Annotated in this window: 20 protein-coding genes; 11 read left to right on the plus strand and 9 right to left on the minus strand. The window is 42.2% G+C overall.

Annotated features, from left to right (window positions below):
* Positions 1-231 precede the first annotated feature (231 nt).
* Both trmH and Q4591_RS01900 read left to right on the plus strand, forming a co-directional pair.
* Positions 232-933, plus strand: coding sequence for a tRNA (guanosine(18)-2'-O)-methyltransferase TrmH (gene trmH / locus Q4591_RS01895; protein WP_303459061.1), 702 nt, complete (start codon positions 232-234; stop codon positions 931-933).
* Positions 934-1136: 203 nt separating this feature from the next.
* Positions 1137-1895, plus strand: a complete 759-nt coding sequence (locus Q4591_RS01900; RefSeq protein ID WP_102476687.1) for a hypothetical protein — start codon at positions 1137-1139, stop codon at positions 1893-1895.
* A 3-nt stretch (positions 1896-1898) separates the two neighbouring features.
* On the opposite strand, the gene Q4591_RS01905 is transcribed toward Q4591_RS01900, so the two are convergent.
* Complete coding sequence (locus Q4591_RS01905; RefSeq protein WP_102520883.1) at positions 1899-3101, minus strand: cation:proton antiporter; 1203 nt, start codon at positions 3099-3101, stop codon at positions 1899-1901.
* 115 nt (positions 3102-3216) lie between these two features.
* Between Q4591_RS01905 and Q4591_RS01910 the strand changes: the two genes are divergently transcribed.
* From Q4591_RS01910 to Q4591_RS01920, 3 genes are all read left to right on the plus strand, one after another.
* Positions 3217-4080, plus strand: a complete 864-nt coding sequence (locus Q4591_RS01910; protein ID WP_102440449.1) for a universal stress protein — start codon at positions 3217-3219, stop codon at positions 4078-4080.
* 298 nt (positions 4081-4378) lie between these two features.
* Positions 4379-4990: a protein-disulfide isomerase gene (locus Q4591_RS01915; RefSeq protein ID WP_102476685.1), complete on the plus strand. Its 612-nt coding sequence runs from the start codon at positions 4379-4381 to the stop codon at positions 4988-4990.
* A 209-nt stretch (positions 4991-5199) separates the two neighbouring features.
* Entirely contained in the window at positions 5200-6252 is a 1053-nt protein-coding gene (locus Q4591_RS01920; RefSeq protein WP_102476684.1) for an NAD(P)/FAD-dependent oxidoreductase, read from the plus strand.
* Between the two features lie 131 nt (positions 6253-6383).
* Here Q4591_RS01920 and Q4591_RS01925 read toward each other — a convergent pair whose 3' ends face one another.
* The 5 genes from Q4591_RS01925 to Q4591_RS01945 form a co-directional block, all read right to left on the minus strand.
* Positions 6384-7025, minus strand: a complete 642-nt coding sequence (locus tag Q4591_RS01925) for a LysE family translocator (protein WP_303459066.1) — start codon at positions 7023-7025, stop codon at positions 6384-6386.
* 317 nt (positions 7026-7342) lie between these two features.
* Entirely contained in the window at positions 7343-8125 is a 783-nt protein-coding gene (locus tag Q4591_RS01930; RefSeq protein ID WP_102440447.1) for a polysaccharide deacetylase family protein, read from the minus strand.
* Positions 8126-8282: 157 nt separating this feature from the next.
* Complete coding sequence (locus Q4591_RS01935; protein ID WP_303410711.1) at positions 8283-8723, minus strand: hypothetical protein; 441 nt, start codon at positions 8721-8723, stop codon at positions 8283-8285.
* 24 nt (positions 8724-8747) lie between these two features.
* Entirely contained in the window at positions 8748-11159 is a 2412-nt protein-coding gene (locus Q4591_RS01940) for a winged helix-turn-helix domain-containing protein (RefSeq protein ID WP_303459069.1), read from the minus strand.
* A gap of 449 nt (positions 11160-11608) precedes the next feature.
* Positions 11609-11860 (minus strand): hypothetical protein, encoded by a 252-nt coding sequence (locus tag Q4591_RS01945; RefSeq protein WP_303459072.1) that lies wholly within the window; start codon positions 11858-11860, stop codon positions 11609-11611.
* A 536-nt stretch (positions 11861-12396) separates the two neighbouring features.
* On the opposite strand from Q4591_RS01945, the gene katG reads away from it, so the two are divergent.
* On the plus strand, positions 12397-14571 hold the full coding sequence (gene katG, locus Q4591_RS01950) for a catalase/peroxidase HPI (RefSeq protein ID WP_102476679.1): 2175 nt from the start codon (positions 12397-12399) through the stop codon (positions 14569-14571).
* Between the two features lie 166 nt (positions 14572-14737).
* On the opposite strand, the gene Q4591_RS01955 is transcribed toward katG, so the two are convergent.
* On the minus strand, positions 14738-14986 hold the full coding sequence (locus tag Q4591_RS01955) for a DUF3297 family protein (RefSeq protein ID WP_076539562.1): 249 nt from the start codon (positions 14984-14986) through the stop codon (positions 14738-14740).
* Between the two features lie 457 nt (positions 14987-15443).
* Here Q4591_RS01955 and Q4591_RS01960 point away from each other — a divergent pair, with 457 nt between their 5' ends.
* The 4 genes from Q4591_RS01960 (at position 15444) to Q4591_RS01975 (ending at position 21130) form a co-directional block, all read left to right on the plus strand.
* Positions 15444-16799 carry an NCS2 family permease gene (locus tag Q4591_RS01960; protein ID WP_102476678.1) on the plus strand — a complete coding sequence of 452 codons (1356 nt, stop codon included), beginning with the start codon at positions 15444-15446 and terminating at the stop codon, positions 16797-16799.
* A gap of 363 nt (positions 16800-17162) precedes the next feature.
* On the plus strand, positions 17163-17639 hold the full coding sequence (locus Q4591_RS01965; protein WP_303459077.1) for a cytochrome b/b6 domain-containing protein: 477 nt from the start codon (positions 17163-17165) through the stop codon (positions 17637-17639).
* 772 nt (positions 17640-18411) lie between these two features.
* Entirely contained in the window at positions 18412-19785 is a 1374-nt protein-coding gene (locus tag Q4591_RS01970; protein WP_303459080.1) for an MATE family efflux transporter, read from the plus strand.
* Between the two features lie 199 nt (positions 19786-19984).
* Positions 19985-21130, plus strand: a complete 1146-nt coding sequence (locus Q4591_RS01975; protein ID WP_303459083.1) for a cupin domain-containing protein — start codon at positions 19985-19987, stop codon at positions 21128-21130.
* A 204-nt stretch (positions 21131-21334) separates the two neighbouring features.
* On the opposite strand, the gene Q4591_RS20120 is transcribed toward Q4591_RS01975, so the two are convergent.
* Together Q4591_RS20120 and Q4591_RS01980 are read right to left on the minus strand one after the other, a co-directional pair.
* Complete coding sequence (locus tag Q4591_RS20120) at positions 21335-21550, minus strand: Lrp/AsnC ligand binding domain-containing protein (RefSeq protein WP_368389905.1); 216 nt, start codon at positions 21548-21550, stop codon at positions 21335-21337.
* A gap of 20 nt (positions 21551-21570) precedes the next feature.
* Positions 21571-21732: an Lrp/AsnC family transcriptional regulator gene (locus tag Q4591_RS01980; RefSeq protein ID WP_303459087.1), complete on the minus strand. Its 162-nt coding sequence runs from the start codon at positions 21730-21732 to the stop codon at positions 21571-21573.
* A 394-nt stretch (positions 21733-22126) separates the two neighbouring features.
* Here Q4591_RS01980 and Q4591_RS01985 point away from each other — a divergent pair, with 394 nt between their 5' ends.
* Positions 22127-22501 (plus strand): PilZ domain-containing protein, encoded by a 375-nt coding sequence (locus Q4591_RS01985; RefSeq protein WP_303459091.1) that lies wholly within the window; start codon positions 22127-22129, stop codon positions 22499-22501.
* Positions 22502-22541: the final 40 nt, after the last annotated feature.

Here is a 22541-nt window from a genome sequence, read left to right on the forward strand (position 1 = left end):
CCTTGCGTCAACTCATCATGTGTACGGGGGGAGTAATTTAAAATGAATTATTTAAGGTTTTGTCCCCTAACTAAGATTAATAACTAAAATCAAACATGTACAACTGAATAGCATTTTAGCTTTAGCAATTAAGCGTTATAATGACGCAGATATTAACTCAGCAGTTACGGACGGATTATACGCCTTTTATTAATTCGCTTTTTCTTAGATAAAACCAAGTAGAACAGCCCCATGAGCCCAGAACGTTTAGCCCGAATAAATCAGATGCTTGATAATCGCCAAGTCGACCTGACAGTTTGCCTCGATAAAGTCCATAAATCGCAAAATATTGCAGCCGTGGTGCGCACCGCTGATAGCGTTGGCATCCATCAAATTCATGCGGTTATGCCCGATAACAGCCTTTGGGTTTCAGGCAATACTGCATCTGGTAGTCAGCAGTGGGTTAATACCGTCAATCACCGCAATTTTGATGATGCAAATAAGCAATTTAAAGCGCAAAAAATGCAGGTGTTAGCCACCACATTTTCAGACACTGCGGTAGATTTTCGCGAAATCGATTATACCCGTCCAACCGCCATCATCATGGGTAACGAGCGTGATGGTGTCAGCCCTGAAGCCATCGAAGCCGCCGATCAACATATCATCATCCCTATGATTGGCATGGTGCAATCACTGAATGTATCAGTCGCTGCAGCCTTAGTCATGTATGAAGCCCAGCGTCAACGCCAACAAGCTAATATGTACGGTAGCCGCCAGCTTGATCACAGCTACTGCCAAACCATGTTATTTGAACAAGGTCACCCAATATTCGCCAAGGCCTGCCGTAGAAAAAACATCCCATACCCAGCTATCGATCTGCAAGGGCAAATTGATGCTAGCGATGAATGGTGGCAGCGCATGCGCGCGCCAGATCCACAAGCTGAGCTCGGTTAACATTAACCTTTACTGATATTAAACAAGATAAGAATATCCTCAACACTGAGGCCTAGAGTCTCAGTGTTGTCGGCTCTCGCTTCCTCAATAAACATCCTCTAGCGGCTCTTTGATAAATAAACCTCCATTTGTAAGCAACTTAACCGCTAACAGCGTCTATGCTTATTGTTGTAAATAAAAATTACTTACATAAGGAAATAGGTATGGGGATAACTGCTAAGAATCATTCAAGGGTAAAATTAACAGGAGTTGCCTTAGCAACACTACTTGCGCTTTGTGGCTGTCAATCAACCACCTCTGTCATCAGCGCTAAAAAAGACCTCGATATCAGCGTGACACAAAACACTGGCAGGTGCGTGACGGATAACAATGCCAATATCGGCTCACTCAGCGTATTTACAGCCAATACCCTATCAGGCTATATCGTTGATAATAAATTTGACCAATATGCTAAAGCCCATATTCAGCAATACCAAACCGACATTGTCATCAAAGATATATACCAAAGCGAAGATGCCAGTTGGAGTCAACTTTGTGTCAGCACCCAATTAGATATGACCTTTACCGATAAAGCAGATGCCAGCAAAACATTAACGCTACCTCTATATTTATCATTAGATAAAGGCAGCCCTGTACTTGAGATCCACAGCAATAAAACTGATATTGAGTCAGTAAAAGCCAGTGTCTTTCAAAATAATGCTCGCCCAGGTAAGGCGACGCTAGTGATGAAATGGGTCACCCAATGGCGAGAAGATAATCAAGGAAAAGAACTGCAGCTTTGGAACGGCGAGCTGTTATCGTTTACCTTTGACGATAAAGGCCAAATAAGCGTAGATGGACAATCAGGGCAACCCTATGTCACCTTCCCAATGCCATCGTATTCTATGGTCAATAACCAGCCGTCACAGTCGGTGCAAAAATTAACTTTTACCCTGACAGTGGTTAATGACCAAGCTGACTAAGGTTTATTCTACTTGCGAATGATGACCATGCTTGTTCAAACTCCATTTGAGCAACATGGGGCCGATTAACGTGGTGATTGCTATGATCACCACTAACTCGGTAAATAATTTATTGTCGATAATGTTCGTCTTCAGCCCCATTTCAGCAAACACTAAGCCGACCTCCCCTCGCGGCACCATAGCGCTACCCACAATAAGTTTCTTTTGCCAGTTACCACCAGCAACCGTGCCGGCAACCAGTTTGCTGGCAATGGCTAACAATGACAGCAACAACAATACCCCGCTAGTACTGTAATCTAGCTGGCTCAGATCTAAGCTTATTCCAACGTAAACAAAAAATATCGGGGTAAAAACGTCAACTAATGCCTTACTTGATTGCTCCATTTTGTGGGTAAAGGCAAAAGGGTTAACTAGGTAGCGATTGAGTGGTGAGGTAAATTGGCGGCTAAGTGCTAAGCCAACCGCAAAGCCGCCTAACAAGGCTGGCGCACCGAATAAGTGTGCTAGCCATGCAAACAAGCACACTAAAATCATAGTGATGATAACTTCATAACCTGAATTATCGCTAGCCGGTTTTAGTACTCGTGCAAAATACAATAACACCCTAGCCACGGGCGGCGTCAGTAACAAAAACACCAGCACTTTAGTGATAAGTAATAGCGTGCTAAATACATCAAACTCCCCATGGGCTGCAAAGTTGAACAAAATGCTGAGCAAAATCACTCCGCCGATATCATCAAACACGGCGGCGCCTAAGATAATATGTCCCGCGGTCGTTTTTGCATGATTGGCATTAACCAACACCCGTAATGAAATGCCAATACTCGTCGCTGTTAAGGCACACCCAAGAAAAATAGCGGTGAATATTGAGTCGGTAAGATAGTAGGCACCACTCACGCCCATCACAATAGCCGGAACAATAATTCCCACTAAGGCCACGCTTACCGCGCGACCACCAGCTTGATAAAGTCTTTTAATTGAGCTTTCACAGCCAATGGAAAACAGCAGCAAGATCACCCCAAGCTCTGCCAATACAGTCAAAGTAGGATCAGGGCTGATAACATTAGTAAGCGACGGGCCCAATAATAAGCCCGCAAGAATCTCTCCCACCACCTCTGGCAGTTCGAAGCGTTGAAAAATCTCGCCAAAAAGTTTGCCCAAAAACAAAATCAGGCAAAGTGAAATAACAAACTGGTCAACGTTCATATTAACCTTAATCTTTTTATTGTTATTGATTAAATATTGAGCGTTTAGATGACAAAGATCAAGGTTGATTTTTAACCAACTGCTAAGCTTATACTTAGTGTCAGAGGAAATGAAAATGAGTAAATTATTTATTATTTCACAACAGCATCAGCAGCAAACTAATGCCATAAAAGAAGGGATTAACCTCGCTAAACAGTTAGGCTTAGTTCCTGAAATCATGTCCTACAGTTATGAGTCCTTAAGTGGCGATGCTTACTATAATCCCCGTATTGCCGGCGTGGTTCGAGAGCAAGTTCGCGCCGATGATAGCGCCGCAGTGAAGCAACAACTGAGTGTTCTCAATGCCAATGAGGTACAGTTTACTAATATGTGGTGTAAGCATTTAGTTGAACATGTATGTGAGTATGTCACCCCCGACAAGTACGCCATGATGCTAAAATCTATTCATGAATCAGCCTGTTTTCGCCCTTTAGATTGGCAGCTTATTCGTCATATCAAAGTACCGTTGATGTTATTGAGTAATCACCCCTTGCATAAGGCAAATTCAATTTTAATGGCGCTGGACTTGGGCACTAGCGATCCACTAAAACAAGCCCTCAACCAAGATGTAATTACCCAAGCCCAGCAACTTGCTAAGGCTACGGGTTGTGATTTACACCTAGGCTACGTGGTGCGTTTTCCGCAAATACTGCGGGATATGGATATCGTCAATACTCACACCTTAGTGAAAGAAGCTTACCAGCGTTATGACAGCAAGATTGCAAAGCTTGGCCTAGATAAGGAGCATGTGCATATCCTGACAGGCAATGCCGATCTATGCCTGTTCGAATTAAGTTGTCGCCTAAAAGCTCAATATCTTGTTATAGGCGCTCGCCAGCGAGAAGGCATTATTGGATTTATGCTCGGAAATACCGCTGAGTCGATCTTAGAGCGAGTTCGCAGTAACGTTTTAGTGGTGCCACATCGCTTGGCAGATTAATGCCATTGCTATGACCAAAGGTTTTAAGTTACTTGCTAGCTTCATTTTGTACCTCAAAAAGATTACTTAGGACTTAAACGTCTGGTTCGATTAAATCAAGCCCTACCATCGATATGTGCTATCGTTTGATGGTTGAATTGTATAAGGAAAAATTCAAAGCACGATATCGATTGTAAAGGGTCAGCCCCTCTGCAAGATGTAAACAGCCAACTTATTAGCTATGTATGCTTTCAATCATTGAATAATGGCCACAAACTCACTAGGATCAACTCATCAGATAGCAAACAAGAATTTTCCTATGACCACCGAGCTTTATTTCATCTACGACTCACATTGCCCTTGGAGCTACGCCGCAACACCTTTGGTGAATGCATTACAAGAAGCCTACCCTGAAATGAATGTAAACTTATTACATTGCGCCAATTTCATCGGCAAAGACAGTGCTGGCGAAGAGCAAATGGAAGCGGCAGCAAGAATGAGTGGACTTAAGTTTGGCAGAGATCATATTCGTTATGCCAATAGCCCTAAAAACTCAGTCAAAACCGCTAACCTAATGGGATGGTTGCAAAGCAAGCAAGCGAATAAACAACTGCCTGTACTTAATGCGATTCAAAGAGCACACTTTATCGAAGGTAACCCGCTTGATACTAAGCATGATTTCAATGCTATCGTTGAAAAGTTTAAACTGTCGCCATCAAATAAAGTCTTTAAAGATGAGCTGAGTATGGACGCTGAATACGTACTCGAAGGCATTGCCGAAATCCAACAGGTCATTGGTACTAACAGTTTTCCAGCATTAGTGATGACTGTAGGTGATAACGCTATATTTATCGATCACTCAAAATACATCAGTAGCCCGCATACTGTGGTGGCAGCTGTTGAGCAAGAAATAGCTGCGTTTAAGAAGTAATATAGCTAAGGCTAGTCACAAATAAAAAACCACGGTATTTACCGTGGTTTTTTATTGAAATTAAACCTTTAGAGTTTAATTTAAACGCTGAAAAGCGACCAAGGTTTACAGTAACGCCATTAACTCTTTTAAGGCCACAGCCGATTCAGCGCTGATGTTCTGTTAGAATGCAGCCCATAATAATAACCATATGTATTTATTGGGGTTCCATGAAAGAATTTATCATCATTGGCGCAGGGCAGTCTGGCCTGGCTATGGCGTATAACTTATCGAGCAATAATAAAGACTATCTCATTCTCGATGCCAATGAATATATAGGGGCTCCATGGCTCAAGCGCTGGGACTCTTTAACCCTGTTTACTCCCACTGAATATAACCATCTACCGGGTATGAAATTTCCTTTTCCCAAAGGTTATTACCCCAATAAATATGAAGTGGCAGACTACTTAAAAAGTTATGTAGATAAGTTCTCGATACCGATTGAGTTTAACCAAAAGGTCACCTCGATTAAAAAAGTGAATGGTATTTTTGACATAACTACTGCCAGCACAAGCTATAAAGCCAAACAAGTCATCATTGCCACCGGGCCGTTTCATACCCCTTACACCCCACCTTGTCATGCTGATATTGCCAAAGATGTTGTTCAACTGCACAGTGAAAACTATAAAAGCCCATCTCAACTGCAACAAGGTGATTGTTTAGTCGTGGGTGCGGGTGATTCTGGGGTGCAAATATTATCTGAAATAGCCGATACCGGCCGCACAGTGCATTTTTCTGGCACCAATAAAATCAAAGCCATTCCCCAAGCCTTTTTAGGTAAAACCCTATGGTGGTGGTTCACCAAAATCGGCTTTTTATCGGTTAACCGTTTTAGCAAAATTGGCAAGTGGTTGAGCAGCGGCGTGCAACCTGTCATTGGCACTGACGTAAAATCACTACTAGCAAAAGACAATGTCATCCACATGGGCAGAACCTTGTCAGCCGATGAAAGCAGTATTAAATTTCAAAAAGGCAGTGTGAGTAGCATCAGAAATATTATTTGGGCTACAGGCTTTAAACCCAACTTTTTTTGGATTGACGGTATCTCATTTGATGAAATGAACTACCCCAGCAATTATCGCGGTGTCAGTAATGATATTGAGGGCTTGTATTTTATTGGCTTGCCGTGGCTTTATACCCGAGGCTCTGCCACCCTAGGCGGCGTTTACAAGGATGCGCAGTACTTAATGAATTACATCTCTGAAAACGTTAAAGCGGCTTAAAAGCAGATATCAAGAACACGCTATGAATATTAATGGTTTGTTCTCTAAAACAAAAAACGGAATGAGTGGCAGCTCATTCCGTTTTTTATTTTTAAGCAAAGTCGCTTTAAAATTCAATACCTTATATTGGCCTAACTAATGCTTTGCACTTGAGAAGCTAACAACCAAATGGCTAAGGCAAAAAATATCAATCCCATAAACTTATTTTGATAGGTTCTAAACTTGTCATTTTTAAGCAGCGGCTTACCTAAACTGCCCACTAAAGCCACCAGCAGTAAATTAAAAGCGAGCCCCATGACGTTCAGTATCAGCCCAAGAGTCAACATCTGCTCGCCTGAGCTGGCACTAAGCTGGGTAGAGACAAACTGCGGCAAAAATAACACAAAAAATATCAGCGCCTTGGGATTAAGCAGGTTACTCATTACCGCGCGGCGATAAAGTAATTTGGCTAAATTATTTTGCTGCTCAATTTCAGGGGCATCAGCTGCGCTGCTGCGCATACAATCCCAGCCCATTTTTAATAAATAAGCGCCGCCTAGCACCCGCAGCACTTCTAATACCATCGGGTTCATTGCCACTAACGCCGACACACCCATAGCTGCCAGCAAGGTTAAAATAAGCCCAGAGGTCGCATTGCCAAAGCTTGCATACACGCCCACCTTGCGGCCATAACTTAAACTCGAGCTGGCGATCAGCAGCATGTCAGGCCCAGGTATTAGCAGTAAAGCGACCACAGTGGTTAAATAAACAGGAAGTAAAGCCAGATCAATCATGATAAATACAAAATTAGTGATAAAACAGCCGCGGATTCTACAGTTATCCAACATGAATAAAAGTCATCTTGTGTTTAAATGAGATCTTGAGTTGGCAGAGTTTATTTACAGCTAATATTAGAGGCTGATGTTAAAGGCTGATGTTAAAGGCTGAATTAAGCTAAAGATAGCGTAAGCTGAAACAAGCTAAATAGAATTAGCTGCTATTACTTCGCAGCTGCATAGTTCATCAAATTACGGTATGAATCCACATGATACTTGTCACTGCCTCTCACTAAATATAGCCAAAGCTTAAAACACCCAAATCTAAAAAAGTGTTATTGCTGAGCGGCTGCATAGTTCATCAGGTTAAGGTATGAATCGACATAGTACTTGTCACGGTTGGCCGCTAAATAAGCCAATAGTTCAGCATGAGCTTTGGATGATACCGATAAGTAATCACCGCCCACCCCATGAAAAACTAAGTTAATCAGCAAGGTATCTGTAGAGGTATTATTAATATAAGCAATTAACGCTTTACCGGTTTCGCCGGTTGGGTAAATGATGGGGTTAAAGCGTGTGTCAGCGCCGTGGCCTTTAATCGCGGTAAAGAGGTGGTTTACTTTGTTAAGGTACTCTTGACCACCAGTCGAGTCATCATCTAAGCGTAAAGCACTGCCCACCAGTAAATCACCGCAAGGGACGGTATAGGTGCGCTCAGTTTTACCATCAATAGCATTTAAAAAAGTATTAGCAGCACTAAGCTCATCAATCATCTGTGTGACACTATAATGATCAAGGTCTTGCTCTACCTTAACCCAGCCCCTATTGGGCAATGAGGCGCGGCAAGGATGCTGCATACTGTGATTACCTAGCTCATGACCTTGTTTAACTGCAGCTTGCCACTCACTCTTTCGCTGCGCTAATACCGAAGACGTGGAGATAACATAAAAAGAGCCCTTAAAATGATGCTTATTCAGTGCTGGCAACACATTGTCTAAATGGCTGTTTAAGGCATCATCATAAGAAAGGCTCACTGCTAGTTTTTCGCCGTTAGGCCAAGTAAACCTTTGAGTTTCAGCTGCCGACGCTGAAAAACAGGCCAATGGGAGTAAGACCATTGACCTTAAAATCTGTAATATTTGTTTATTGATAATCAATTTCGCGCCCATAAAAGTCATGCCAGCCCAGATTTTTATAAATCCAAATATAAAACAAGCTATAAACTAACATATAAATCAGCCTATTATGCATACTCTGACTTTCACTGAGTCGTTATTATTTCGAAATAACAATACGTGGATCTGTGCCTTCATCACAGCCTTCAAGCATCACCAAATAGTCAAAGCTTTCCCCAACGTCAAGCTCTTCTTTCACTTTGCACTTTACTTTACCTTTTTTAAAATTCTTACCACATTGTTCTTTAAGCGGCGAATTTTCGCTAAACTTTAACTTAAATTTGGCTCTATTATTATCGCTCATTTCCCAAGTGATAAAGTCACCTCGCTTAGCGCAGATACACGCTTCAACCCCTTCACATTGCCCTTGCTCACAGCCGCTACCTTCTTTAGGTGTTACCGTGACAGCGCACTCACTGGCAACCAAACTAATGGTTTGATCTTCAGCAAGACTTTGTCGTGAAAACATCCCCAATAGACCTATGAGTGTAACTAAGGTTAATGCTCGAGCTGTGAGTAATGGTTTTATAGTAATATTCATTGCCTTCTTCCTTGTTTTATTGCGTTATGGCATCGCCATGTTGACGTAAACACCTTGAAACTGAATATCTCTAGCCAGCAACTTTTTCGAATAGCCTAATTTAAGGGCATTATCGATATACTGAATAGCCAGTTGTTTTTCATCACAATTTATCGCCGCTATGGCCATATCATAAAAAAGATATGGATCGGGGCTATCTTGTAATTGAGTTGAGGTTATTTTTTGCAATGCCGGTTCACACTCCCCAAGCTCTGATTGATACCTGGCAAACATGGCTTGCATAACATGGTCGTTAGGATTAACTACAAATTGCTCGCGGGCTAATTTATAGGCTTGTTGGTAACTTTCAAGGGCTTGAGTGGCATCACCGGAAAACTTTTCTGCATCCGCTAAATTAGCCCACAATACTGGGTCGTTGGGGCTCAGCTTAATGGCTTTACGATAACTTTGAGCAGCATCAGTAAACTCATATCTAAAAAAGAGTGCTGTCCCAAGGTTTGAGTAAGTTAACGCATTAGGTGCTAAAGATAATGCGGTTTGCCACGCCATAGTGGCCTTTTCTAATTCATCATCAAGAAAATAGGCGCCGCCTAAACTACTGTAGCCATTAGCGTAGTTAGGCTTTAATAATGTGACTTTAAGGTATTTATCTTTGGCTTTTTTATATTGACCATTATTAAAGTAATAATTGCCAAAGCGCTGATAATTTTTCCAGTATCCCGGCTCTAATTGAATCGCATTAGCAAATAAATCCACCGCCTTATCATTGTGACCCAGTTGAGTCTGACTGTCGGCTGCGCCAATAATTGCTTCAATATTTTTAGGGTTAAGGGTTAATGCCTCGTCAAAAAACGCAATAGATTGTGAATAACGGCCACTTAAGCGCTCTAGGTTACCTAAGGCAACTAAGCCTTCTTCTTTTAAATTCGACACCTGAGTCAGTGCATTACAAATTTGCTGGGCTGATTCAAACGTCGCAAGTTTTTTATTTATCTGGTATTGATTTAGATAGGTTTGGCATAAACCAGCGCTGGCTAAGGTAAATTCCCCATCAAATGCCAACGCCTTCATAAAATGAAATTCAGCTTGGGCTAATGTGGCCTGAGTGGGAGCTTTAAACAGCTCGCTTTTACCTTGTATATAACTGTCATAAGCTTTGAAATCATCGGTGCTGATAAGGTCCTGACTATCTAATTCACTCGACTGTGCAATCAGTGATAAGGCATTAAAAAGCTCACGATATATTTGTTTTTGCACCAACAAAATATTGCCGACATCACCTTTAACAACCGAAGACCACACCTGTAAATACGTTTTGATATCAGTAATATGTAATATTATTGAAAATTCACCTGCATTTTCAGTAATGGCGCCATCGACTAAATATCGCACCCCGAGTTTTTCGGCATAGGTGGATAGTTTGCTGTTTTGGGGAATTTCATTTACTGCCCGCTGAGACATTAAATTAAAAGCGCTTTGCTTGCTTAAGGCGCTAATCACTTCGCCTTGAAAGGTGGATTCAAAATAATGTGGTAATTGGCTTTGCTCATCAAACACAAAAGGGATAACCGCAATGAGATTATCTTGAATAGGTAGGCTAGTTTTCAGCGCTGCGACCTTGGGTTTTTCATTATAAATAGAGTCAATTAAATGCAGCGATAAAAAGCCACCTAAAATGGACAACGCGCCAATAAAGAAAAAATCAAACGCCAACTGTTTGTAAAACACCTTTTTCTTCGGATGATTTCTATCAGCTTTAAATAAGTCTTTTTTGACCTTAATATCCTGAAACCATGTGTAAATAAGTAATATTGGAAAACCGACAACCAGTACTAAAACAACAATTTTAATGCCCCAATCAGGCACATTAAAAATCGGAAAGATAATGGCTATAATTTGAATAATGAGCCAAGTCATAATCGAAAAAGCCACGCTAACACGAAATAAATTAGAGTTTTTTAACAGGGCAATATTTAAGTGCCATTGCGGTGTATGTGTGCTATCGGCAGAATGCGTTGTCGACCGCTGCGCTTTTAACGCCACACGCTTTCGGTTAAGCGCCTCTTCATCAAGGGGGGCGACTGTCGCGATTAATCGATAGCCCTTTCGGGTAATGGTTTGGATAAAAACAGGGGACTCTTTGTGATCATCTAAGGCGTGGCGAATTTCGCTAATTACATGGCTCAAATTTCTACGCTTTCGATTAAGTTTCCCCCAACCAAAAGCGAGCAATCGCTGACTTGAAAGCAACTGCTCAGGGTTTGAACATAAATATAATAAGATTTCAAAAGCTTTAGGAGGCAAATGACGCCGTTCCCCATGAACAATCACTTCACCATCGTCGGGTAATACCACAATGTCATTTAACACAAAACCTTGACGTAAGTTAGGGTCGATTCCTTCCATATCGCTTTGATTTCTGCCCTTTGAGTCCATAAAAATTGAGCCTTATAGATTCTAATATTTGCTTGATTATGCGGAAACTTCACTGTTAAATGGGGAGAAATTTGATATTAAACTGAATGTTCAGTCTAGGTAGGTTTTGTATATTGCGCAAACCATGTGAGCCCCTTGATTCAGCGGTGTTTATCACAGGAAAATGACTCTAAAGCGGCCATATCAGGCGATATACGCGCTAAGCGTAAATGTTGCTGACTCACTTTAGTAACTGAAATTACATACATAAGTAGTACAAGATAATAGAGTCTTATATGTACTTTAGTTGCATGCTTGTTATTGTTTGAAGCTAAAATTTTAGCACTCATTGATAACAGCATATTAATACAGTAGGCAACCGGCACCTATCGACCCAATGATTGCCCCTCTAAGCCAAAAATAAAAAGCGCCAGTGATAACTAGCGCTTTTTGGGGGTAACTCCTTTAAATTAGTCTTCGTTCAACTGAACGGTGACGTTAGCAACATCATTTGCCTCGTTACCTTCATTATCTTTAACCACCACCTCAACGAGATCGGCAAGGTTACTGACATAAGGGGTAACGTCACTGGTGTCATATTTAAACACATTTTCAGCGGCGTCATTTTCAGTGGCAAGCAGATGCACATCGAACTGACATTCATAATAATCGTTAGCTAAAATGATTTGTGTACCATCAGTGCTACAACTGCTGTTACTCACCTCAAATGAGTTCGAATTAATTGCCGTACCGGAATCGGGGACGATCTGATCAAATCACCAAATTAATGTGCCGCCAACGGGTGGCAAGGCTTCACCTCAAAGCTTAGCTGTTTTTCAGCAAACCAAGAGGTGCAAATACCTCATAGTGGTGAACCCCACCAATTGGACTCACTATCAGTTTATTCGTCTAACCATCCGCAATGACACGAGCAAAGACTAAACCGAACAACAAACCGTAGATGCCCTAAAAATTGGCAACACAAAAGATAGCCATGTTTTGTTTATCCCCATTCAGATAAAAACCATCAAAACGATTGAGCTTAAAAGCGCCAAAGTCTGACTTTATGAACTAACTTGATAGATAGTCATATCGAAAAGCAGTGACTATCGCTTTCATCATACGCCAATTGTGGGAGGTAAAAAGTGGGTAGTCATTCAACCTGAACACCTAATGTACTGCGCCTTATAGCAATCATATTGTGCAAGCTATGCTGCTAAAAGCGGCTTAGGGTTCTACATACTAAGGAAGTTAAGCTATGAATAAAAACACCACAAATACTGGTGGCAAATGTCCAGTAATGCACGGTGCTACGACCGACAACAGCATGCCAAATACCAAGTGGTGGCCTAAAGCGCTTAATCTGGATATTTTGCATCAACATGATGCTAAGACCAACCCCATGGGCGATCGCTTCAATTATCAAGAGGAAATTAAAAAACTCGATGTCGCCGAGCTAAAACTAGATATGCATGCACTGATGACAGATAGTCAGCCATGGTGGCCTGCTGACTGGGGGCACTACGGCGGCTTAATGATCCGTATGTCTTGGCATGCGGCGGGCACTTATCGCACTGCTGATGGCCGCGGCGGTGCTGGCACAGGTAATCAGCGCTTTGCCCCGCTTAACTCCTGGCCTGACAACGTCAACCTCGATAAAGCCCGTCGGCTACTGTGGCCAATTAAGAAAAAGTACGGCAACAAGCTCAGTTGGGCAGATTTAATTGCCTACGCAGGCACCATAGCCTATGAATCCATGGGGCTTAAAACCTTCGGTTTCGGCTTTGGCCGTGAAGATATATGGCATCCTGAAAAAGACATTTATTGGGGAGCTGAAAAAGATTGGCTGGCTCCAAGTGGCAGTGAAGGCAGTCGCTACTCAGGTGAGCGTAATCTCGAAAACCCACTAGCGGCAGTGATGATGGGGTTAATTTACGTCAACCCAGAAGGCGTTGATGGTAACCCTGACCCACTAAAAACCGCCCATGATATACGGGTGACCTTTAAACGTATGGCCATGGACGATGAAGAAACAGTGGCCCTTACCGCTGGCGGCCATACCGTGGGTAAAGCCCATGGTAACGGAGACGCAAGTCTACTGGGCCCAGAGCCAGAAGCCGCTGACATTGAACAACAAGGCATGGGCTGGAATAACCAAGCGAACCGCGGTATTGGTCGTGATACGGTTTCCAGTGGTATAGAAGGCGCATGGACGACTCACCCAACCCAGTGGGATAATGGCTACTTTCAACTGTTACTTAACTACGATTGGGAGCTCACAAAAAGCCCAGCAGGTGCTTGGCAGTGGCAGCCCATCAATATTAAAGAACAAGATAAACCTGTTGATGTTGAAGACCCAAGCAAACGTTACAACCCCATGATGACTGATGCTGATATGGCGATGAAAATGGATCCTGAATACCGAAAAATCTCCGAGCGTTTCTATCATAATCCTGATGAGTTTTCTGATGCTTTTGCCAGAGCTTGGTTCAAGCTGACTCACAGAGACATGGGGCCTAAAACCCGTTATGTCGGCCCTGATGTGCCAGATGAGGAGTTGATTTGGCAAGATCCTATTCCCGCAGGAAACCGCCACTACGATATTCAATTGGTAAAAGAGCAAATCAGCGCCAGCGGGTTAAGTGTTAGCGAAATGGTAACAACAGCATGGGACAGCGCCAGAACCTTTAGAGGCTCAGATATGCGCGGCGGAGCCAATGGTGCCCGTATTCGTTTAGCACCACAAAATATGTGGCAAGGCAATGAGCCGACACGCCTGTGTAAGGTATTAACTATACTTGCCCAAATCGCGACAGATACCGGCGCCAGTATCGCCGATGTGATTGTTCTAGCAGGTAATGTCGGGGTTGAACAAGCTGCCAAAGCGGCAGGTTATGAGATGATAGTGCCGTTTTTTCGCGGCCGTGGTGATGCAAGCCAAGCGATGACCGATATTGACTCCTTTGCCGATTTGGAGCCGCTTCATGATGCATTTCGTAACTGGTTAAAGAATGATTATATTGTCAGCGCCGAAGAGTTAATGCTTGATCGCAGTCAACTGATGGGGCTCACTGCCCCTGAAATGACGGTACTTGTGGGCGGTATGCGGGTGCTTGGCACCAACTACGGCAATACATTACATGGGGTATTTACCGATAATGTTGGCGTGCTCAGTAATGACTTTTTTGTCAACCTCACCGACATGAATTATAGCTGGCAACCAAAATCAGATAATCTGTTCGATATTTGTGAACGTCAAACAGGCAAACTCAAGTGGACGGCAACACGGGTAGATTTGATTTTTGGCTCAAACTCACAGCTGCGTGCCTATGCTGAAATGTATGCCCAAGATGACAATAAAAAACGATTCGTTCGCGACTTTATTACAGCGTGGGCAAAGGTGATGAACGCCGATCGTTTTGATTTAATCTAAGTCGTAAACAGGCATGAACGCAATTTAAGTCTAATGCTAACAAAGCGTCGAGATTAAAAAAACAAAAAAGCGAATCAATCGATTCGCTTTTTTATGCTTTAAGTTAACAACTCAAGCTAATGCTTTTTGATCTTAACTCAAGCTACTGATTTAAAGATTAATCAGCTTACTTGTAAAAGGCTTCAATAGTGCCTTTAACTGTCATCATTAACGGTTGACCGCGACGGTCTAACGCTTTGTGAGACGGTACTTTAACCCAACCTTCACTGATGCAATATTCTTCAACGTCAAAACGCTCTTTACCGTTAACGGTAATACCAATGTCGTGATCGAAAATGGCAGCCACATGATGTGGGCTACGTGGGTTAACGGAAAGGCGATCAGGTAAAGCGAGTTTCTCAGTTGAGTCAGTCATGGTTGCTATCTGTAGTAATAAATATATCCGCTATTGTAGGCAATAGCGCCGTTTTGCTCAAGCGCAGCAGTCATAAATATCAACTAACTAAATAGCATAGACTTTCAAATCAAAAGATTTGTTTAACTATCGATATCGCTTAGGTCAAATCATTCACGTAACTTTCACACTTGTTGCGTAAAACTGTTAGCTGTTTCAAATTTCGCTATTGGTTAATCCTGTAAACTTCGCGCCAACAAAAGCTATGTTGGTAAGAGTAAATTTTACCAGATAATGTGTATAACAAATTTGTTTACTACATTTGTTTACTACAATAATCGCAGGTCACTAACGCTTATAGCGCTAAGTGGATCTCTCACCCAATACCATAAGGTTTTGGGGCTCTACCTGCCGTAGCTATGTAGCCAATGAATACTCATTGGTTAACTGATATTTAAGAGATCAAAGGTTATCTACTATGACGTCTAAACAGACCACCAAGGCTACTGCAGCCTCTGCTCCATTTATCGATCGCTATTTCAACATTTCTGCTCGTGGAAGTACCTTAAAACAAGAAATCATTGCTGGTTTAACAACTTTTTTAGCCATGGTGTACTCGGTTATTGTGGTGCCAAATATGCTTAGCACAGCAGGCTTCGACCCTGAGGCAGTATTTATCTCCACTTGCTTAATTGCCGCTTTTGGTTCTTTACTCATGGGGTTATGGGCTAATTTACCCATGGCCATTGGTTGTGCTATCTCACTCACAGCATTTACGGCATTCAGTATGGTACTGGGTCAGGGGATATCAATTCCGGTGACATTGGGCGCTATTTTTCTTATGGGTCTCATATTTACTTTTGTGAGTGTTACAGGGATCCGTCAGTGGGTACTGACTAATTTACCTAAAGGTATTGCTCACGGTACAGGTATTGGTATTGGTTTGTTCTTACTTTTGATTGCCACCAATAGCGTGCAATTAATCGTCTCTAACAATGCTGGCTTACCGGTAAAATTAGGTGACATCAATAGCCTGCCCGTTATTGCTACCATTATTGGACTTGCGGCCACCATTGGCCTTGAACGACGCGGGATACCAGGCGGTATTTTACTGGTGATCATTGGCTTATCGCTATTTGGGTTATTGTTTGATCCCAACGTGACCTATCAAGGCTTGTTTGCCTTACCTGATTTAATGTCTGATAAATCATTAATTGGTCAGCTCGATATTATGGGCGCATTAAACCCTGTAGTACTACCCATTGTCTTGGCTTTGGTGATGACCGCTATTTTTGATGCCACAGGTACCATACGTGCCGTTGCAGGCCAAGCAGAATTACTTGATGACAAAGGTAATATTATTAGTGGAGGTAAGGCACTTACCTCAGATTCTGTAAGCAGTATTTTTGCAGGCGCCGTCGGTGGCGCCCCCGCTGCAGTGTATATTGAATCAGCTGCAGGTACAGCGGCAGGGGGGAAAACAGGACTAACCGCAACCATCGTTGGTGTATTATTTTTACTGATGATGTTTTTGGCGCCATTAAGCTATTTAGTACCTGCATATGCCACCGCGCCCGCGCTGATGTATGTTGGCCTGCTGATGTTAAGTAATGTCAGTAAGCTTGATTTTGACGATAAAGTCGATGCTATGGCTGGGCTAACTTGCGCAATCTTTATTATTTTAAGTTGTAATATCGTCACCGGAATTATGCTAGGGTTTGTCACCTTAGTCATTGGCCGAATATGCAGCGGTGAGTGGCGTAAACTTCGAGTGGGCGTTATCGCCATAACCCTTGGCTTAGTTGTTTTCTACATGGGTGGTTGGGCAATTTAATACCCTTGCTTACGATAGCAAGTACTTACGATAGCAAGGCCAACTATTGACGTTGGCCTTTTTTTCTTTTTGTTAATGTTCAGCCATAAAAAAGCCTATCCACGCAAGGTGGCGGGCAATTCAATAGCCCCCTCTATCACTTCTGCGCATAACATCACTGTATCACCATTAACCACGACGAAAAGTCGACTACGAATGTGAAAAATACCAAGTGTAAACCAAAGTAAAGTTAGTTGATAAAGTCAATCAACTTAGGGTAAATTGCGCTGATTGCAGCAATCTATTTTCATGTCAGTCAATGAATATGAATCGCTAATTGGGATAATAAAATGTCATCGATGATGGTTAATGGAAACTTGATAAATGAAAACTTGGAAAGACGATTTAGGTAAAACACTCTACGTCATGGATGCACTACTGTTAATTGGATTTATATTAGTTTGCGCCCCTAAAGCCACAGGGGTTTTATTGCACGAATGGTTAAGCTTATTGTTTATAGTCCCTTTGGTTATTCACCTATTACTGCACTGGGACTGGTTAAAGTCACTGCCTAAAAAGTTTGTCAGCCAATTATCTGGTGAAGCCCGTTTTAATGCTGTGTGGGATTTTATTTTCTACCTAGCAATGCTGATGGTTATTTTAAGTGGCTTTTTGGTGTCAGAAGTGATGCTACCTCAGCTAGGGATTCATTTTGACATCCTTCCGGTATGGTCAAAAATACATCACGACCTAGGCAATCTATTGATGCCAATGCTAGGGATCCACTTAGCAATGCACTGGAAATGGATTAAGGGTATGAGTAAAAAGTTTTTCAAAAAACAAACAGCAAAAAAGGCCTAAATTATGAAATACCTTAGCCACAAATGGATAAGCCGTAGTTTTATTATTCTGTCAATTTCACTGCTATTCACCGCTTTATTGTGGACAGTATCCCTGAGTGAGTGGGCGACAACTATCAATATGGTTATTAGTGAGCCCCACTCAGAACCGAATATTTCACCATTACTTATCGGTGTTATTTCACTTGTCAAAGTCACCTTGTTGACACTGATACCGGCTGTGTTGTGTTTTGGAATTATGACTTTTGTCAGTTCAATATCGCGCTTTTTAAAGTTTCGTTCCCACAACATGAAGCTAAAATCCTAAGGATTAATACCTTGCGCTGGTAATTAATTGCCACAGCCGAACTGTAACATCCTCAATCCACAACTTACTTAAGCCATAGCAAAAGTAAGTTGTGTTGCTTTTCTCTTTATCGAATCGACCACTCAGTTACACCAGTTCCTATAACGTCCTATGCTCTTTGTTTTATCAGAGTATCAATAGCTAATCTTGTCATTTATAACCCCAAAACTAAAACCTCCCCCATAGCAACCAAAAACGATTTAAGTTATTGTAGTACAAATAGGTATAACTCGATGATAGTCCCTGTAAACGTTAGTAGTGCAGTGTGAGCTAAGCGCCTGTCAATAAGCTTATTGGAGCGATTATTCAAGATTGAAATATGGTTATTTAGCCTATTATTCAACGTTAACGCCTTCTATAACTTGATTAAATTTACAACTTATTCTGTTTTTAACTGATTTAACTTAACCGCATTTAAGGTCTAGCCGTGCCCTCTCAGTCCTATGTAAAAAAGAACCTTTCCCTTGCTTGGCCATTAGCATTAAATGGACTGCTGATGCAGTCCATGTTGATGATAGATACCTTATTAGTATCGCCTTTAGGCGAAATCCCCTTAGCGGCTATGGGCATAGCCACTGCTATTGTTGCTGCTATTTTGGGTATTCAAATGGCATTGGCCAATGGTACCCAATTGGTGTTGAGTCGCGCCGTTGGCTCTGGCAATAATCAAACACTATCAAAAGCATTCTGGTCTGGGATGATGATTAACTGCTCGGTGGGCTTGCTTTTTTGGATATTGCTAACCCTGTTTGATCGCCCTTTAATTGGCCTGCTGACAGACAATGTGTTGTTACAACAAGAAATTGCCAGTTACTTAGTGATTTCAAAATACATCATACTTTACACTGCACTAACCCAGGTGATGATTGCCCTGTTTAATGGCTTGGGTCGCACTAAAATTCCCTTTAAAGGGTATCTCATTGAGTTGCCCATTAACGCCGTCTTGTCCTATTTACTTATTCATGGTTATCAGTTTAGCGATACGATCGCAATTGAAGCTATGGGCGTTCAAGGCGCCGCACTAGGTAGCATTATTGCCATAAGCGTCCGGCTTATGTATCTGGGCTCATATATGAAATACAGCTCTGACATTGAGATCACGCTGCCTGATAAAAACACCTCTATGAGCCGCAATATTCGGCTGCATTTTATTGAAATTTTCCCGATTGCTGCCAATGTAACCATGCTGATGATGGGAGTGACTGTGTATCAGTTGCTGTACTCACAGCTCGACATTAATGCCTATGTCGCCATCACCTTGGTGATGCCTTGGATTAAAGCGGGAACCCAATTTATTGCGGCTTGGTCGCACTCATCAGCCATTACCATTAGCCAAGCTATTGGTTCTAATAAGATGGATGATTTGAGTAAAAACGTTGATACCAGTATCGATATTGCGGTGGTTATTTCAGTGATTTGCGCAATGCTGTTTGGTCTTATGAGCATTTTTATTGCCGATATTTACCCACATTTAGATGCAGCAACCTATCAAGCGTTAGCTGTCATTGCGCCGCTATATATCTTTTTGCCCATCGTGCGTGGTTACAACACGGTTCATGGCAATATATTACGAGCAGTGGGTAAAACTACCGCTGTATTCAAAATTAACTTTACTGGCCAATGGGTGATTTCAATCCCCTTATGTGCACTGATCATTTTAGTCTTTGATGGGTCAATTTTTTGGGCCTTTGCTATTCAGCCATTTGAAGAAGTCGTTAAAGCCCTGCCGTTTAGGCAACTCGCCAGAAAGTCGCTAAAAGAGTTCGATCATAAAAAAGCCCAAGCATTGATGTATGACTAAAACCTTTGTCTACAAAGTGCTGCTATTGTCAGTGACAAGTAGAGAATTGATACACTCAACAGGTTTAGATTTTTTCAGGCGCTATTGAGCTAGGCAGATTTATTGCCTTTACCAGCTAATCCACCATTTTATGATCTCGGCCAAATTACCAAATGCTAATACTTGCTAGTATCGCGGCAAATTTCACTGAGTAATAAATATGCAATTAGATTTAAATGGTATGACGCCAAAACAGTTTCTTGAACAGTATTGGCAAAAGAAACCACTAGTGATCCGACAAGGCTTTAAACACTTTGAAGACCTACTTTCACCAGAAGAAATGGCAGGCCTTGCTTGCGAAAACGTGGTTGAATCGCGCCGCGTGTTTAAAGCAAACGATGAATGGCAAGCTGAGTTTGGCCCATTTGAATCCTATGAAGAGCTCGGTGAAACTGACTGGACCTTAATTGTCCAAGCCCTTAATAACTGGGTGCCAGAAGCTGAAGAACTGCTCAAATGTTTTGATTTTATCCCACGCTGGCGCTTAGATGACGTCATGGTCAGTTATGCGACACCGGGTGGCGGAGTTGGTCCTCATATCGATCTCTATGACGTATTTATCTGCCAAGGTTCTGGCCGACGTCGTTGGAGAGTTGGCGATCTTGGGCCGCACAAAGAGTTTGCAGCTCATCCGGCATTACTGCACACCGAAGCATTCGACCCGATCATTGATGTTGAATTACTCCCTGGCGATATCTTGTATCTGCCACCAGGCTACCCTCATGATGGGGTAACCCTTGAGCCATCAATGAGCTTTTCTGTGGGTTACCGCACTGCATCGGCAAAAGATATGATCAGTTCAATGGCCGATCACATTATCGACAAAGATTTGTGCAATGAGCAAATTGCCGATCCTGACCGCGCCTTAAGCGAACACTCAGGTATTGTGAACAGCAGCGATCTTGAGCGAATTAAACAGCAACTTTTTGCCACCCTTGATGACAAGCTAGTCAGTGAATTTAGCGGTCGCTACCTGACTCAGTCTAAGTGCGAACTTGATTTACCCGAAGAGAGTTTAGGGTTTCAAAGTTTAGATGTGACTGAGCAGCTTAAACTGCAACCTTTAGTAAAGCTTGGCGGCCTGCGCACGCTGTACTTTGAAACCAGCGTTGCTGATGGCGTGCTGTATATCAATGGCGAGCAACTGCAACTATCTGCGGGCAAAGAAGCCTTAATCGCACTGCTATGTGATACCCAAGAGCTTAGTGCACAAGACCTAAGTCCATGGTTAAACGATAACGATGTGCTTGAGCAATTAACCGCTTGGGTCAATGCTGGTTACTGGTATTTTGACGACATCGACTAAATCAGATTGGCTCAGATAAGCTGCAGTTGATGACATTAAGTTAGTGATCAACTGAAGAAACAGTCTTTATCATGCAATCAACAAAAATGGTTCAGCGACATCAGTCACTGAACCATTTTTTTACTGTTAGATTTGCAATAATTTAATGCCTAGCCAAATTCAGTAACATGCTAATCGGTATTTAAGTTAATGGCGGTGGCGTTTTTACCGTACGTAATGACACGGATGTATGAAACTTGCGAATGTTAAAATCACAACGCAATGTGCTATCAATAAATTTTCATAGGCTTGTATGTCCGTAACGCAGACAATAAGCATGAAATCGTAACGGCCCGAGATTTGATAGCACTGAGTGACTTCAGGCGCTTTCATGACAGTTTGTCGAAATAATCGATAGATATCATCCCGGTCGCGATCCATTTCAATCGACACAATCAAAGTCAACTTATTGCCTGATAACTCGGGTTAATCAAACAAACATCACCAATAATGATCCCAGCCTCTCGTAAGCGTTTTATCCGCTTCAAACACGCAGGCGGCGACAGCCCCACTTCTACAGCGAGATCGATATTCTGAATTTTATTATTCGATTGTAACTGCATCAAAATGCGCCGATCGATCCTGCTGGCTCATGGCTTACCCATAGAAGCGAGCATTGCAAAAAAGCCGGGGGTTCCCTATGGGCAACATTAGTGATCCGTATCGGTGGAAGTTTTGCCCTTGCTTGGCTATAACACCAGTTTTATCGCTATAGCGAATAGGGCCAAGAGGCTGCGGTCATTGTATGGCAACAGGAAGGTAAACAAGGTATTGGCTATCTAGCATGGTTTGTGGAGCAGCTAGAAAATCTAGCGATGACTTTTGTGGTTATCGCAGCACTCATGTTTGTGCTTAAAATATTAAAACTAACAGGTTTTGAACGCCTATTAACCATGCTTCTGAAGCCATTATTCAAATTAATCGGCATCGGCTATTTACCTCAACACACCGGTAAAAATGTTAGTGCTGAACTTTCCTGACATTATGGTCATTCATAACCTACGTTCTGCGAAAAGAGTATTAACTGAGTTACCTTGCAAGGTTACATTTAAAGACCAACAACTTGAGGCCACCATGACTGATGTGTCGCTGTCAGACTGTCATATCAACATTATCAACGGCGGCTTAGATACATTAGCAGCATCCTCAACAATTACCGTCACAATAAATGATGACGATAATGAAGACAAAGAGGCTTGTTTAAGTGTGACTTGTAAAATTTGTAACCTAAAACCCTTTGTCAGAGGTGTTGAGTTTGGTGGGGAATTTGAAGCAGACCAAGCTTCAATCATTGAATCGATTATTCACATGGCCTTATTGTCAGAAAGATAGCTTTATAAAGGCTGACTTAACATAAATGCGCCCGCACAAA

The sequence above is a fragment of the Shewanella sp. 3_MG-2023 genome (assembly GCF_030548765.1).
GTDB lineage: Bacteria > Pseudomonadota > Gammaproteobacteria > Enterobacterales > Shewanellaceae > Shewanella.